This window comes from uncultured Merdimonas sp. (assembly GCF_963929015.1).
Lineage (GTDB): Bacteria > Bacillota > Clostridia > Lachnospirales > Lachnospiraceae > Merdimonas.
Genome location: NZ_CAWVHE010000003.1, coordinates 260,001 through 275,550, shown reverse-complemented (window position 1 = coordinate 275,550; position 15,550 = coordinate 260,001). Strand labels below are relative to the sequence as shown.

The window sequence follows — 15,550 nt, the reverse complement described above, 5'->3', positions numbered from 1 at the left end:
TTCGTCCCCTTTCTACCACCATTTTATCAGGTCTGTGATCCGGTTTCGCATGGCAACAAACCGGGGATCCGCAATATCTCTGGGTCTGGGCAGATCATCAGTTACGATCTCCTTGATCGAAGTGGGCTTATTGGTCAGTACCAGGATCCGGTCTCCCAGATATACGGCTTCTTCAATGTTATGCGTGATAAAAATCACCGTCGTATTGGTCTGCTTGCACAGTCTTACCACTTCATCTTCCAGCCTGAACCGCAGGTTGATATCCAGCTGTCCATAAGGCTCGTCCATCAGAAGAAGCTCCGGCTGCGTAGCAAATGCTCTGGCGATCACGACCCGCTGGAGCATACTGGCGGAAAGCTGTCTGGGATAATAGTCTGCAAAATCACTTAGTCCCACCAGTTCCAGCGCGTCCGACACTTTCTTGTCGATCTCCTTGTAATTTTTCTTTATTTCCAGCCCAAACCGCACGTTCTGGCGGACCGTCAGCCACTCCATGGCGGAATATTCCTGAAAAATATAAGTAATATTATGTTTGCGTAAATTTACCTGTTCTCCCTCAAATAAGATCTCTCCTGCAGTCGGCTCATAGAGATGTGTCAGGCTGTTCAAAAAAGTCGTCTTTCCGCATCCTGTCGGCCCGACAATACACAAGAACTCTCCTTCGTATACATCAAACGAGACATTATTAAGAACCAGTAAATCTCCAAAACTTTTCGTCAGATTTGACACCTGTACTTTTATTTTCTCATTCAAATGCCTCATCTCCTTTTTCCGTCCTTGCTGTTCATCCGCTCCGTGATCTCTTTCCTAAGACGCAGGAATTCCTCGTCCACCAGGCTGCGCGGCCTGGGAAGACTGATCTTATACTCCTCTTTGATCTGACTTGGGCAGTCCGACATTAATATGATCCGGTCCGCCAGGTACAGGGCTTCTTCAATATTATTCGTCACAAATACCACGGTTCGCTTCTCGCTTTGCCAGATCTGTTCCAGCGCCTCCTGCATCATATACCGGGTCTGGGCGTCCAGATGTCCGAAAGGCTCATCCATCAAAAGAACATCCGGATCGCTGCAGTAGGCTCTTGCTATCCCCACCCGCTGCTTCATACCGCCTGACAGCTGGACCGGATAACTTTTTTCAAATCCGGTCAGACCTACCAGATCAATAAAACGCTGGATTTCTCTGTCACATTTTTCTTTCTCTACTTTCCGCACCTTCGGGCCAAATCCCACATTATTCCAGACGCTCATCCAGGGGAAAAGCGCCATGGTCTGATACACCACTGCCCGGGAAGGATCCGGCTCTTTTACCGGATTTCCGTTATGTAAGATTTCTCCTTCCGAACAGGTCTCCAGTCCGGCCAGCATATAAAGAAGTGTTGTTTTCCCGCATTGCCCCGGCCCGAAAAGAACCAGAAACTCATTTTCTTTCACATCAAAACTTAGGTTTTTCAAAACCTGAAACTCCCCTGTTTTTGTAGGAAATGCCTTCCCCACATTGCGGCAGGCTATCTTTACCTTCCCTGATTGTTCCATCTTAGGCACCTCCTCTCCAGAAACCGCATTCCTTTTGCAAGAAGGAAGCCTACAATTCCAATTGCCAGCATTCCGGCGATCATCTGCGTCATATCATTGACATTTTGTCCCGCAATGATCAGCCAACCTACACCTTCTGATGACCGGACCATTTCCGCCGCCAGCATGGTCATCCAGGCATTGGACAAAGCCACCTGGGCCCCGGAAAAAATAGAGGGAACCGCCGATGGCACCACAATCTTGAAAAAGACCTGTTTTCCGGAAGCTCCCAGCATCTTTGCCGCTCCGATCAGCTGTCTGTCCACCCGGACCGCGCCGCTGTAAGCATTTAACGTAAATGGTACAAATGCCGCAATAAAGATCAGAAAATATTTGTAAGCTTCATCAATCCCGAACCACAGGATTGCAAGCGGGATCCACGCCAGCGGAGCGATCGGTCTTAACAGATCGAACACCGGTTTAAAGATCGCACGGATATAGGGGAACCACCCCATGGTAAGCCCCAGGACAACACCGATCACACAGGCCAGCATATATCCTACCACAACCCGGCGCAGACTCTGCAGCGTATGTCCGATCACAGTGTATGTCCCGACTTCATGAGTCAGGATATAAAGGAATCTCTGGATCACATCCACCGGAGTGGGAAATCCGATCTGGGACTCCGAACGCATAGCCAGAAACTGCCACAGCAATAAAAGGATAAGAAATGTAGAAGCGCCGTAAATCACCATCTTCAGCTTATTGTCCTTCATTTACCGCACCTCCCCTTTTACCATGATACGTTCCAGCAGATCCAGAACCGCCGAGAGGATTGTCCCGATAATGCCGATCACTACCATACCGGCTACGATCAGGTCTGCCCGGCTAAGCAGGCGTCCCATCTGGATCATGTATCCAAGCCCACTTGCCGACCCCAGCATTTCTGCAGCCACAAGGGACGCCCAGGCAGAATTCAAAGATACTTTAAGTCCTGTAAAAATATAGGGCAGAGCCGTCGGCAGCGCCACCTTAAAAAGAATCTGCAGATGAGAGGCTCCAAACGTCTGTGCTACCCAGATATGTACATTTTTGGTCGCTTTGATCCCCGTATAAGAATTGATCACGCAGGGGATAAAGGCCGACAGGAATACGATCGACGCTTTTCCCAGAAGGCCGATGCCAAGCATAACGATCATGATCGGGATCCATGCGATCGGCGGGATTGTCCTGACGAAATCAAACACCGGGCTTAGGCGCATAGTCTGCCCGCTTCCACCAGGCCATGACAACTCCCAGCGGGATCCCAAAGAGCATGCCCAGACAAAATCCCATTCCTGAAACCTGCAGGCTGGACAGGATGTGCTGCGGAAGCGTTGAACCGTCCGGACTTTTTTGGGTCCACTTCTCCCCCAGGGTCCTCAACGACCCTGGCGGGGGAAGGAAGCATCGTAGACGGTACAATCTCCAGCACATCCGTAACCAGCTCCCACAGGAGAAAGAAACAGATAACAGAAGCAACCGAAATCAGCCGAAACCGTACACTTGCTTTTTTCTTCATGAATCTCACCTTGCCTTAACTTTCATCTGTTGTCTGAAGATAGGTTTCCTCGTATAATTGCAGCGCCTCCTGGATAATCGTATCATCCATGTTTGCGAATACACGTTCCAGATCCTCATCAGAAATATTACCGATGGAAGCGTAAAATTCCGCCATATTCCTGAATGACGCTGTAGTGTCAACAGAATTAAAATCTTCATAGGTAAAGAACGGCCGCTCCAGCGTCTGGTGCGCTACCGATTCCTCGTCCACATTCTGTCCGTTCAGCTCATACCACTCCATCATCACATCCATCAGGAGCTCATCGTCCTGGAATGCCTGCGCGGCTCTTAAGATCTGTGTACTCAGATTAACCAGCGCGTCATGATTCGCCTCATTGTCGAAGAATTCCCTGGAAACAATGATGTTGTCATAATATGGGAAATCTATGGAATTCATGCTGAAAGCCAGCACATATTCGTCCGGGTCAAATTCATCCGCCGTGGGATAGGCTGTCATACACATATCGCCTTCACCGGATACAAAGGCCTGATAAGCAGGCGCCGTATCCATGTTCACCAGGCTGACATCTTCCTCTGTGAGGCCAAGCAGTTCCAGATAAGTGTCAATCTCCGCCTGATTTCCGGTTCCCATGGGGAGCAGGATCGTCGCGCCTTTGATCGTTTCCGGAGACCCAAGAACGTCCGGGTAATCTTCCAGATATCCGGTTTCCTTCGCGATCGCGCTGTCCTTGCGTACATAGCAGTTCTGTCCTGCCGCGCTGTCTTCATGGGAAAAGAGATATACGGCATCATAAACACTGCAGGAATTGATCCCGGCTGCTCCAATGGTGCAGACGTCTACAAGCCCGGATCCCAGAGCTTCATTGATGCCCGTTCCCTGGGAAAATGTGGTGATTTCCAGTTTAAATCCATTCTCCTCATCCCATCCCTGCTCACTGATGTAGTACATGGGAAGACTTAACTGCTGGGCCAGAGTCGCCACCCGAATGGTGACAAGCTCTCCATCTGATCCTCCGTTTCCGGAAGACTGACCGTCCGTAGTGTCTGTTCCGCCGCCGGAACCGCCGCCGCATCCGGCCAGGGCCATTACTGCTGTCATTACCAGCGCAACCAGACAGGCTCTTCTTTTTCTCATACAAATCTCCTCCTTTGCTTTGCGTTTCGTTTTGTTTGATTTCATGTTATCCTTTTTTCTACTTTGCAAACAATCAAATAATTGACATCCTTTTTTGATATTTTGTCCAATTATATAATTTATTTTATTTTTTCTTTTCTTTTTTTGATATTCTATTACTATTTTGACCATTATAACTATTATTCTTTGATTAAGCACAAATATATGATACAATTTAGACTGATATTTGAAGACTGATTTGGGAGAGACACGCTATGAAAAAGAACACTTTTAGAACCTTTAAATCTGATTTTAATATCAAAAAACTTCTATTTTTAGTAATGGCCCTTTTGATCACTTTTGTGACTGTTTCCTTTTCTATCGGATATTACCATCTTTTTCGTACGGCCATGCTTTCACAGCTGAATGATAACCGCATCGCCAATCTGCAGCTGATCTCACAACAGATCGATTCTCTTGCAACCGGCGCCGGAACGATCGCAGAACTTTTATATCAGGATGAAAGCATTATCGGCACGCTCCTAAGCAGTACTTCTGATATGGGAGGCACCGCCCAGGTCAGGGCAGATATCGACAGCCTTTACGCAGAATATCACAGCGCATTTCTACAGGCAGGACTTACCTTTGAGATCATGTGTTTTAGCACGAACGGATTTACCTACTCTACTGACAGCCACTCTGAAAACGATTTTGAGCAGGTGCAGTCTTATGCCTGGTTTACCAAACAAAAAAGTCTGAAAGAGACAGACTATACTGTGCCCAATTTTTTAATCTCACATTCCGGCAACGAAAATGTCACCTCTTCCTTTGCCATTGTGAAAAACCTGTACAGTGTCAGCGGCGACTATGCCGGATCGATCATTGTATACATTCCGGAAGAGAATCTGCGTTCTTCTTACAGCAGCCTCTATCCGCCCCATACCAGCCGTCGTTTCTTCCTTCTGGACGAGAACTCTGTCATTATCTCTTCCAGCAACCAGAATGAGATCGGACAAACACTGTCCAACCTGGACGACTATCTGTTTGTACGCGGCGACAACGATTATTCCATCGATACCATGGAAGACGGCAATCAGTACTTCAGCGCCAAGTATTATTCCACTACAACACGGTGGACCCTTTACGAGCAGATCCCGCTCCAGGTCGTAACCGCACCCATCAACCAGACTGTGATCAAGGCTCTGGGAATCAGCCTGGTCTGCTATCTGATCTCACTCATTATTATTACGCTTATTTCTTCCTGCATCTCCAGGCCTCTTCGGACGATCTGCCAGAATATGCAGGAATCCATTGAAAATCAGTTTGCCAAGCTGAAGGTCCGGTCCTCTCTGCGGGAAATCAAAAGCATTGAGACCAGCTATAATCAATTGTCCGATAAAATTGCTATTTTACTGGAGGATATCCGGATATCGGAGAAAAAAATAAATGACGCGCAGTTTAACTTTTTGAAAGCACAGATCAATCCGCATTTTTTATACAACACACTTTTTTCAATCAAGTGTATGATCCTGATGAATGATCCGGACCGCGCATGTGAGATGCTGACCATCCTGATTTCCATCCTGAAATCTTCGGTCAGTTCCAATGAAACGGAAAATTCCCTGCTGGACGAAGTCATGTCTCTGAAGCAATATGTAAGGCTGCAGAATCTAAGATACAACAATCAGGTCCGGCTGAAGATCCTGCTGCCAGAAGATCTGTCCTTGTTATATATTCCCCGTTTTCTTCTGCAGCCCCTGGTAGAAAATGTTTTTCTCCACGCCATATCTCCCGTCGAGAATAACATTGAGCTGGAGATCCGCTTCCTGGAACAGGGATCGGATCTGCGGATCGAAATCTGCGACACAGGCATCGGATTTACCCAGCAGGAGCTGACACAGATCCTGCAGCAAAAAGAAGCTGCCTCCGCTTCCGGAACCTCTCACATCGGTTTACGCAATATCCAGGAACGGCTCCAGCTGCTTTACGGCTCATCTTACGGGCTTCATGTATCCTGTGACGATCACTTTCATACGATTATCTGTATTCTTTTGCCAAAACATGGAGGAAAATAACATGGATTTTAAGATATTAATTGTAGATGATGAGCATCCGATCCGCGAATGGCTGGTATATCTGATCCGGTCAAACCGTCCGGATTACCATGTGGACAGCGCGGCAAACGGGCAGGAAGCTCTCGCTAAAATGCGTCAGAGTCCTTATGACCTGGTGGTAACTGATATCCGTATGCCTCACATGGATGGTGTAGAACTATTAAAAAATATATCGGTAAACTATCCGGGCACCGGAACCATCGTACTTAGCAGCTACGATGACTATAGTTATGTCAGAAGCACTTTTAAATACGACGCCGTAGACTATCTGCTAAAAACAGAGATTGACAGTGAAAGTCTGCTGGATTCGATCGATAATTTCATCCAGAAAAAACATGCCGCAAAGGACAATGAACAGTACGAGAAAAAACTGCAGTCTATGCTGCTTACCGGAACCGGAAGCAACGAAGAGTTCCTGACTCTTCTTTCTTCTTATGCAGATTTTTCTCTTCCTGGCACCTGTTTCTGCGTCTTGTTAAAGTATGACTCCCAGGATGAGATCCAAAAGCCCTTTTACCCTTCTGTAAATGAAACTACTTTTCAGTTTTCTGCCGCGCTGGATAAAAACGTATTCCTGGGATGTCTAAGTCTTGCCAGTCATCCCAGCCTTCTGACACAGCTGCAGCTACAGTCCGTGTACTTAAGACAGCTGAAGAAATATAATGAACTTTCCCTTCTTTTGTACACAGACATCCTGACTCCTGCTGTCAGTCTGTTTGCAGAAGCAGAAAATCTCTGCCGCTACAGAGATCTTGATTTCTACGGGATTACAGCCCTGAAAGCGCCCGGCACACAAAAAGACCAGCGTTCGCAGCTAAAAGAGCACTATCTGGCCATCCGCAAAACATTATATACATTGGCTTCCCAGTCGACGCTTGCACAGATAGAACAATTTCTCAATCTGGCAAAAAACATTCTATATCCTGACATTGAAGACCTGAAGCTTATGTGTTCCAACATTTACGAAACCCTTTATCTGAACGGTTATGCTTCAGACCTGACGGCATATTCCCGCAATATGCAAAAAATATCTTCCCGGATTTCGGAATCGAAATCATGGGAAGACCTGAAAAATGCTCTTCTTTGTGATCTGTCTCTTTTATACCGCCGCCCCGCGGGAAGTCTGGTCAATCTCTCTCCCCGGATCTCCCGCGCGGCTTCTATCATGGAAGAACGGTATATGGATCCCATTTCTCTGGTCAGTATCGCGGATGAGCTTCATGTAAATCCGGAATACCTGTCCCGCAGTTTTAAAAAAGAAATGGGGATTAATTTTAATGCTTATTTAAGCAATCTTCGATTACAGCACGCCCTGCAGCTGCTGAAAGATCCCGGGATCAGGATCTCTGAGATCGCCTCTGATACCGGCTTTCAGAATCCGGCTTACTTTTCCAAGTGTTTCAAAGCCTCCTTCGGGATCTCGCCGCAGGAATGGCGCAGCAAAAACACTTAATCTATCTCAAAACACACGCATGGAACCTGTGGATGTGCGGAGGTTCATTTTCCGGAACACCCCTACCAGGACTTTTCCAAGCGCCAGCACCAGCACTGCCGCCGCAATCGCCTCCGGGATACCGGACGCTGTGATGGTTCCCATGATCAGTCCCCATACTGCGCTGACTCCTACTTCTCTTGCCTGGGCATACTCTCTTGCAAACATCAGGTAAATACTTCCCATGACTGTCACTGTATTTACCATGGATCCTACAAATCCCACAACCGGAAGTGCGATCAGCTGACTCATCTTAAGCTTCATAAGAAGCATCCACAGCCAGCCTGAGATCAGACCGATCAGGATCCTGCAGCCTACGGAGATCCAGATTGCTTTCAATGCGCCTGGAATTCCCGTTGTACTCATAAACGGCGAAAACGCAAAGGATAGTAATGTAGGGGCCATTGTGTTGCTGATCAGCGAACAGATTCCAAATACCCCGCCCAGGATCGCGCCTGCAGACGGTCCCAGCAGAATCGCGCCGATGATCACCGGAATATGTACAGTTGTCGCCTTAATCACCGGAAGCTGGATCATGCCAAGCGGTGTATTCGCCAGGACAATGACGATTGCTGCCATAAGTGCAACACTGACCATCCATCGGGTGTCGTGTTTCTTCGTCTTCATATTCAATTCCTCCTTGTTATCATTCCCGTCCTGTGCGGGATACAATACAATTCCTGAAACATTATAGCACCACCGAACAAGATCATACAAGAGTTTTCTGACCTGAAATCAAAGCCTGTCCTTGCCTCTCTTCCTTTCCCCATGGTACAATAATCCCATGATCCAATCATCCGATTTGATTGGAACACTGATCCCTAAGATGCATTGATTCAGAAAGGCTGGTTATCTATATGTTAAAAGGAAAAACCGTTCTTCTTGGCGTCACCGGAGGCATCGCCGCCTACAAAAGCGCTTCTCTTGCCAGTATGCTGGTAAAATCCGGCGCAAATGTACGGGTGATCATGACAGAACATGCCACAAATTTTATAAATCCCATTACTTTTGAAACACTGACCGGACACAAATGTGTCACTGACACCTTTGACCGGAATTTTGAATTTCAGGTGGAACACATTTCCCTGGCAAAAGAAGCCGATGTGATCATGGTGGCTCCTGCCACCGCAAATGTGATCGCCAAGCTGGCCCACGGCCTGGCGGACGACATGCTGACCACCACAATCCTGGCAAGCAGCGCGCCCAAGCTGATCGCACCTGCCATGAATACCGGCATGTATGAAAATCCGGTCACCCAGGACAATCTTTTGCTCCTGCAGAAATACGGCATGGAAGTGATCGAACCTGCCACCGGACATCTGGCCTGCGGAGATGAAGGGAAAGGGAAAATGCCGGAGCCGGAGCTTTTATATGAATACATCCTAAAGGCCTGTGCCTGCAAAAAGGATATGAAGGGACTAAAAGTCCTGGTTACCGCCGGCCCCACGCAGGAAGCCGTGGACCCGGTCCGTTTCCTGACCAATCACTCCTCCGGGCGTATGGGATACAGCATCGCAAAAGCCTGTATGTTAAGAGGCGCGGACGTAACCCTGGTAACTGGTCCGACCTCTCTGAAGTCTCCCATTGCTGTAGATGTGATCCCGGTCATTTCTGCAAGAGACATGTTTGAAGCCGTCACCAGCCACAGCCCGGATATGGATATCATCATCAAGGCCGCGGCTGTAGCGGATTACCGTCCGGCAAAAGTTTCCGAGGAAAAGGTGAAAAAATCAGACGACAATGCCTCCCTTCCGCTGGAGAGGACCGACGACATCCTCCGGTATCTGGGAGAACACAAGGGTCCCGGCCAGTTCCTGTGCGGCTTTTCTATGGAGACAGAGCATATGCTGGAAAATTCAAAGAAGAAGCTGGAAAAGAAACATCTGGACATGATCGCGGCCAATAACCTGAAAGTTCCGGGCGCAGGATTTGAAGCTACCACCAATGTGATCACCATCATCACCCCGGATTCCGTGCGGGAACTGGAACGGATGAGCAAAGATGACGCCGCCTTCTGCCTCCTGGACGAGATCCTTGCAAGGCGAAAACAGATTTCGTCAAAGTAGTCTGACTTTATGATAATTCCTCGTCTCTTTTTTAACGATTTTGCATTTTAAAAACACGGATATTTCAATTTCCATTCTGTTTTTGCCTTTAATCGTATATTTTGCCATATTTTTTGCAAGAATCTATTGACGGAACGTCAAATTGCCGTTAAAATGTTGAAATTGAAGGATGCAAAAAAGAGTGGAGGATGGAAAAGTGACAGCATACGAAGAATTATCAAAAGAAGAATTATTAGAATTAAAAAGCAAACTGGAAGCTGAATTTGAAGAAGTAAAGGCACAGAATCTGAACCTGGATATGTCCAGAGGCAAGCCGTCTACCGCACAGCTGAACCTCTCCATGGGCATGATGGACGTACTGACCAGCGATTCTGACCTGAAATGTACCGAAGGCGTAGACTGCCGCAACTACGGCGTCCTGGACGGAATCGCCGAGGCAAAACAGCTTCTTGCAGATATGATGGAAGTACCAAAGGACAATATCGTCATTTTTGGAAACTCCAGCTTAAATGTGATGTTCGATACCGTTGCGCGCAGCATGACCCACGGCGTAATGGGCAGCACTCCCTGGTGCAAACTCGATAAAGTAAAATTCCTGTGCCCGGTACCGGGATATGACAGACATTTTGCCATCACCGAATATTTCGGCATTGAGATGATCAATGTACCCATGACACCGGAAGGACCGGATATGGATATGGTAGAAGAGCTGGTAAGCTCCGACCCGGCCATCAAAGGTATCTGGTGCGTACCGAAATACTCCAACCCGCAGGGCATCACCTATTCTGACGTAACGGTCCACCGTTTTGCAAAACTGAAACCAGCAGCGGAAGATTTCCGCATTTACTGGGATAACGCATACGGCATCCACCATTTATATGAAGATAAACAGGATTATCTCATTGAAATCCTGATGGAATGTAAAAAAGAAGGCAATCCGGATATGGTCTACAAGTTCTCTTCTACTTCCAAGATCAGTTTCCCGGGCTCCGGCATCGCTGCGATCGCCGCATCTGATGCAAACCTGGCAGACATCCGGAAGATGATGAAGATCCAGACCATCGGCCACGACAAACTCAACCAGCTCCGCCACGCAAGATACTTTAAAAACATCCACGGCATGGTAGAGCACATGAAAAAGCACGCAGACATCATGCGTCCCAAATTCGACATCGTGCTGAACACCTTTGAGAAAGAGCTTGCCGGACTGGGTATCGGCTCCTGGCTCGCTCCACGCGGCGGATACTTCATCTCCTTTGATTCCATGGACGGCTGTGCAAAAGCCATCGTGGCAAAAGCAAAAGAAGCCGGCCTGATCATGACGCCTGCCGGGGCCACTTTCCCGTATGGAAAAGATCCCCATGACAGCAACATCCGTATCGCGCCGTCCTATCCGACAGTAGAAGAACTGAAACTTGCCACCGAGATCTTTGTATTAAGCGTAAAACTAGTCAGCATCGAAAAGCTGCTGGCAACGAAATAAAAAAGTGACGGGGGACGGGGGATTTTCAGAAATCCCCCGTCCCCCGTCACTTTTTAGTTGTCAATCTCCTTAAATTTCTGATAGGCGTTTTCTATTGCCTGTCTTTCTTCTACTTCATCGTTTGGAGTATAGATAATCGTTGTTTCTGCCCGGCGGATCGTCTCTCTGGCCGCCCCTTCATCCGCAATCTCTCCCAATGCTTTCAGCTGGATTACAAGATTTCCCAGGGCTGTTGCTTCTACCGGCCCGGCGATCACCTGTTTCCTGCAAATATCGGCTGTCATCTGACACAGCATCTCTGATTGTGCGCCGCCGCCAAGGATCTGCAGCTTCTCAATCCTTCCTGCGCTCTTTTGAGCATGCAGCCTCTTCTCCTCCTCTTCTGCCATGCCCTGCTCTAGTTTTTCCAGCTCTCTTCGATATTTGAGCGCCAGACTTTCGTAGATGCATCTGACAACCTCTCCAGCGCTTTCTGGCGCCCTCTGGCCCGTCTTACGGCAGAAAGCCTGTATCTTCTCCGGCATATGCCCGGGAAGGGCAAAATCCGGCGAATTCGGAGCAATAAAGCACTGAAATGGATCGCACAATGCCGCCTGCCGTTCCAGTTCATTATAGGAAGCCATTCTACCTTCCGCCGTCCATTCCCGTCTGCACTCCTGTAAAAGCCACGTTCCAACAATATTCATAATACACTGAATATCCAGGTAAGGGCCCTGCTCATTTGATATTCCAAGCTCAAATCCAAGATCCGTCAGAATCGGCTGTTTCCGCTCCACTCCCAGAAGGCTCCAGGTGCCGATATTTAGGAACGCCGTTGAGTCCGTATCTTCTGTCATAGCTGCCCCGGCGCTCTGTGTATCATGACCGGCAACGGCGATCACTTTGACCGGTTTTGTCCCCTTACCTGTATATTCTCCAATCACAGTGCCGCTGTCCGTCAAAGGTGCAAACAAAGTCTCCGGAATCTGATATGCCTGCAGAACCCGCTGATTCCAGCTTCGGCTCACCGGTTCCAGCATCTGCGTCGTACAGGCGATCGTCCGCTCACAGACCGCATTTCCACAAAGGAAATAATTGATCAGATCAGGCATATGTAAAATCTTAGCCGTCTGCTTCCATAATTCCGGTTCAGTCTCCTTAAGAGCAAGGATCTGATACAGCGAATTAGTGGCATACGTCTGATTTCCACACATCTGAAATAATTCTTTTGTCGAAAATTTCTCCTGTGCCTTCCCTGTCATCCCTTCCGTACGGCGGTCCCGGTAATGAACCGGCGGCATCAAAAGCTGTCCCTTCTGATCTAAAATGCCAAAATCAGCTCCCCAGGTATCAATCCCGATACTGTCAATATCTTCTGCCATCTCAATCGCATGTTTTACTTCCCCAAGAAGAAGATCAAAGTCCCAACATAAATATCGTCCTTTCTGAACCGGTACATTTTCAAACCGGTAAATTTCCTGATATGTCAATGATCCATCCTGATATTCTCCCTTGACCGCCCGTCCGCTGGATGAACCCAAGTCGATAGCCAGTACTTTTGCCATTACACTTCACCTTCTTTCTGCTATAAAAAAAATCAGGGACTTTTGTCCCTGACCTCATCTTACATATACCTTCAAAACTGCATATAAGAAACTTGTTCATCCTGCCTACCGACCTTCTTTGGTCATGCCCTCGACCGATTAGTAGCAGTCAGCTCCATACATTACTGTACTTCCACCTCTGCCCTATCTACCTCGTCGTCTTCAAGGGGTCTTACTAACTTGCGTTAGGGATATCTCATCTTGAGGGGGGCTTCACGCTTAGATGCCTTCAGCGTTTATCCCCTCCCGGCTTGGCTACTCTGCCATGACCTTGGTGGTCAACAGATACACCAGCGGCCAGTCCATCCCGGTCCTCTCGTACTAAGGACAGCTCCTCTCAAATATCCTACGCCCGCGCCGGATAGGGACCGAACTGTCTCACGACGTTCTGAACCCAGCTCGCGTACCGCTTTAATGGGCGAACAGCCCAACCCTTGGGACCTACTTCAGCCCCAGGATGCGATGAGCCGACATCGAGGTGCCAAACCACTCCGTCGATGTGAACTCTTGGGAGTGATAAGCCTGTTATCCCCAGGGTAGCTTTTATCCGTTGAGCGATGGCAATCCCACTTTATACCACCGGATCACTAAGTCCTACTTTCGTACCTGCTCCACCCGTCGGTGTCGCAGTCAAGCTCCCTTCTGCCTTTGCACTCTTCGAATGGTTTCCAACCATTCTGAGGGAACCTTTGAGCGCCTCCGATACCCTTTCGGAGGCGACCGCCCCAGTCAAACTCCCCACCTGACATTGTCCCCCAGCCGGTTCACGGCTGCTGGTTAGAAACCCAGTACTGCAAGGGTGGTATCCCAACAGCGGCTCCATGGCAACTGGCGTCACCACTTCAATGCCTCCCACCTATCCTGTACATGCAATACCGAATCCCAGTATCAAGCTGGAGTAAAGCTCCATGGGGTCTTTCCGTCCTGGCGCAGGTAACCAGCATCTTCACTGGTACTTCAATTTCACCGGGTGCATTGTTGAGACAGTGCCCAAATCATTACGCCTTTCGTGCGGGTCGGAACTTACCCGACAAGGAATTTCGCTACCTTAGGACCGTTATAGTTACGGCCGCCGTTTACTGGGGCTTAAGTTCAAAGCTTCGCCTTAAGCTAACCTCTCCCCTTAACCTTCCAGCACCGGGCAGGCGTCAGCCCGTATACCTCACCTTTCGGTTTTGCACAGACCTGTGTTTTTGCTAAACAGTTGCTTGGGCCAATTCTCTGCGGCCGGCTCTCACCGGCACTCCTTCTCCCGAAGTTACGGAGTCATTTTGCCGAGTTCCTTAACAATGCTTCTCCCGTCGGCCTTAGGATTCTCTCCTCATCCACCTGTGTCGGTTTACGGTACGGGCACAACATAAACGATAGCGGCTTTTCTTGACGCATGGCTCACATGCTTCCCTACTCTTTGTTCGGTCCGCATCACGCCTTTGGATCATGTGACGGATTTGCCAATCACACTCCTACTTCGCTTGCACCGGTCTTCCCATTCCCGGCTCATGCTCTCCACACGTGTCCCCACAGTTCTGTTATGTTGTGGTACAGGAATCTCCACCTGTTGTCCATCGACTACGCCTCTCGGCCTCGCCTTAGGCCCCGACTTACCCAGAGCAGATCAGCTTTACTCTGGAAACCTTGGATATTCGGCCGGAAGGATTCCCACCTTCCTCTCGCTACTCATTCCGGCATTCTCTCTTCTTAAAAGTCCACGGCTCCTTATCGGTACCGCTTCGTCCCTTTAACAATGCTCCTCTACCAATGTATTGCTACATTCCTGAGCTTCGGCAGTGTGTTTCAGCCCCGGACATTTTCGGCGCAGGACCTCTCGACTAGTGAGCTATTACGCACTCTTTGAATGTGTGGCTGCTTCTAAGCCAACATCCTAGTTGTCTTCGAAATCCCACATCCTTTTCCACTTAACACACATTTTGGGGCCTTAGCTGCAGGTCTGGGCTCTTTCCCTCTCGACTGCCCAACTTATCTCGTGCAGTCTGACTCCCATACACCATCTACGCGGCATTCGGAGTTTGATATTCTTCGGTAAGCTTTGACGCCCCCTAGGAAATTCAGTGCTCTACCTCCGCAAGACTTGTATGAGGCTAGCCCTAAAGCTATTTCGAGGAGAACCAGCTATCTCCGGGTTCGATTGGAATTTCTCCCCTACCCACACCTCATCCCCACCCTTTTCAACGGATGTGGGTTCGGTCCTCCATTGCCTTTTACGGCAACTTCAACCTGGACATGGGTAGGTCACCCGGTTTCGGGTCTGCTCCCTCTGACTCACTCGCCCTGTTAAGACTTGGTTTCCCTTCGGCTCCGGACCTTAAGTCCTTAACCTCGCCAGAAAGCGCAACTCGCCGGACCGTTCTACAAAAAGTACGCGGTTCATCATATAAAGATGTTCCACAGCTTGTAAACATATGGTTTCAGGTTCTTTTTCACTCCCCTCCCGGGGTCCTTTTCACCTTTCCTTCACAGTACTATGCTCTATCGGTCACTAAGGAGTATTTAGCCTTACGGGGTGGTCCCCGCTCTTTCCCACAAGGTTCCACGTGTCTCGTGGTACTCTGGATCCCGCCTTGTCAACTTCCCTTTCGCTTACGGGGCTTTCACCCTCTCTG

The 15,550-nt window shown here is 48.7% G+C and carries 11 protein-coding genes and 1 rRNA gene (1 of these 12 running past the window's edge); 4 read left to right on the top strand and 8 right to left on the bottom strand.

Annotated features, from left to right (window positions below; all coding sequences use genetic code 11):
* Window positions 1-12 precede the first annotated feature (12 nt).
* The 5 genes from ABGT54_RS02105 to ABGT54_RS02085 all read right to left on the bottom strand — a co-directional run bounded on the left by ABGT54_RS02105 (window position 13) and on the right by ABGT54_RS02085 (window position 4,212).
* Entirely contained in the window at window positions 13-762 is a 750-nt protein-coding gene (locus tag ABGT54_RS02105; protein WP_346662632.1) for an ABC transporter ATP-binding protein, read from the bottom strand.
* Entirely contained in the window at window positions 759-1,535 is a 777-nt protein-coding gene (locus ABGT54_RS02100; RefSeq protein ID WP_346662631.1) for an ABC transporter ATP-binding protein, read from the bottom strand. The genes ABGT54_RS02105 and ABGT54_RS02100 overlap by 4 nt, the downstream gene beginning before the upstream one ends.
* Window positions 1,514-2,290, bottom strand: a complete 777-nt coding sequence (locus ABGT54_RS02095; RefSeq protein ID WP_346662630.1) for an ABC transporter permease — start codon at window positions 2,288-2,290, stop codon at window positions 1,514-1,516. The genes ABGT54_RS02100 and ABGT54_RS02095 overlap by 22 nt, the downstream gene beginning before the upstream one ends.
* On the bottom strand, window positions 2,291-2,776 hold the full coding sequence (locus tag ABGT54_RS02090; RefSeq protein WP_346662629.1) for an ABC transporter permease subunit: 486 nt from the start codon (window positions 2,774-2,776) through the stop codon (window positions 2,291-2,293).
* Between the two features lie 314 nt (window positions 2,777-3,090).
* On the bottom strand, window positions 3,091-4,212 hold the full coding sequence (locus ABGT54_RS02085) for an ABC transporter substrate-binding protein (protein ID WP_346662628.1): 1,122 nt from the start codon (window positions 4,210-4,212) through the stop codon (window positions 3,091-3,093).
* A 254-nt stretch (window positions 4,213-4,466) separates the two neighbouring features.
* Between ABGT54_RS02085 and ABGT54_RS02080 the strand changes: the two genes are divergently transcribed.
* A complete protein-coding gene (locus tag ABGT54_RS02080; protein WP_346662627.1) occupies window positions 4,467-6,266 on the top strand; it encodes a histidine kinase in 1,800 nt (599 codons plus the stop codon).
* A 1-nt stretch (window position 6,267) separates the two neighbouring features.
* Window positions 6,268-7,758, top strand: coding sequence for a response regulator (locus ABGT54_RS02075; RefSeq protein ID WP_346662626.1), 1,491 nt, complete (start codon window positions 6,268-6,270; stop codon window positions 7,756-7,758).
* A 6-nt stretch (window positions 7,759-7,764) separates the two neighbouring features.
* On the opposite strand, the gene ABGT54_RS02070 is transcribed toward ABGT54_RS02075, so the two are convergent.
* Complete coding sequence (locus tag ABGT54_RS02070; protein ID WP_346662625.1) at window positions 7,765-8,424, bottom strand: ECF transporter S component; 660 nt, start codon at window positions 8,422-8,424, stop codon at window positions 7,765-7,767.
* Window positions 8,425-8,654: 230 nt separating this feature from the next.
* Here ABGT54_RS02070 and coaBC point away from each other — a divergent pair, with 230 nt between their 5' ends.
* On the top strand, window positions 8,655-9,863 hold the full coding sequence (coaBC, locus tag ABGT54_RS02065) for a bifunctional phosphopantothenoylcysteine decarboxylase/phosphopantothenate--cysteine ligase CoaBC (RefSeq protein WP_346662624.1): 1,209 nt from the start codon (window positions 8,655-8,657) through the stop codon (window positions 9,861-9,863).
* Between the two features lie 196 nt (window positions 9,864-10,059).
* On the top strand, window positions 10,060-11,346 hold the full coding sequence (locus ABGT54_RS02060; protein WP_346662910.1) for an aminotransferase class I/II-fold pyridoxal phosphate-dependent enzyme: 1,287 nt from the start codon (window positions 10,060-10,062) through the stop codon (window positions 11,344-11,346).
* A 53-nt stretch (window positions 11,347-11,399) separates the two neighbouring features.
* On the opposite strand, the gene ABGT54_RS02055 is transcribed toward ABGT54_RS02060, so the two are convergent.
* Both ABGT54_RS02055 and ABGT54_RS02050 read right to left on the bottom strand, forming a co-directional pair.
* Complete coding sequence (locus ABGT54_RS02055; protein ID WP_346662623.1) at window positions 11,400-12,890, bottom strand: rhamnulokinase family protein; 1,491 nt, start codon at window positions 12,888-12,890, stop codon at window positions 11,400-11,402.
* A 118-nt stretch (window positions 12,891-13,008) separates the two neighbouring features.
* Window positions 13,009-15,550 (bottom strand): 23S ribosomal RNA (locus tag ABGT54_RS02050); it runs 350 nt beyond the window's last position.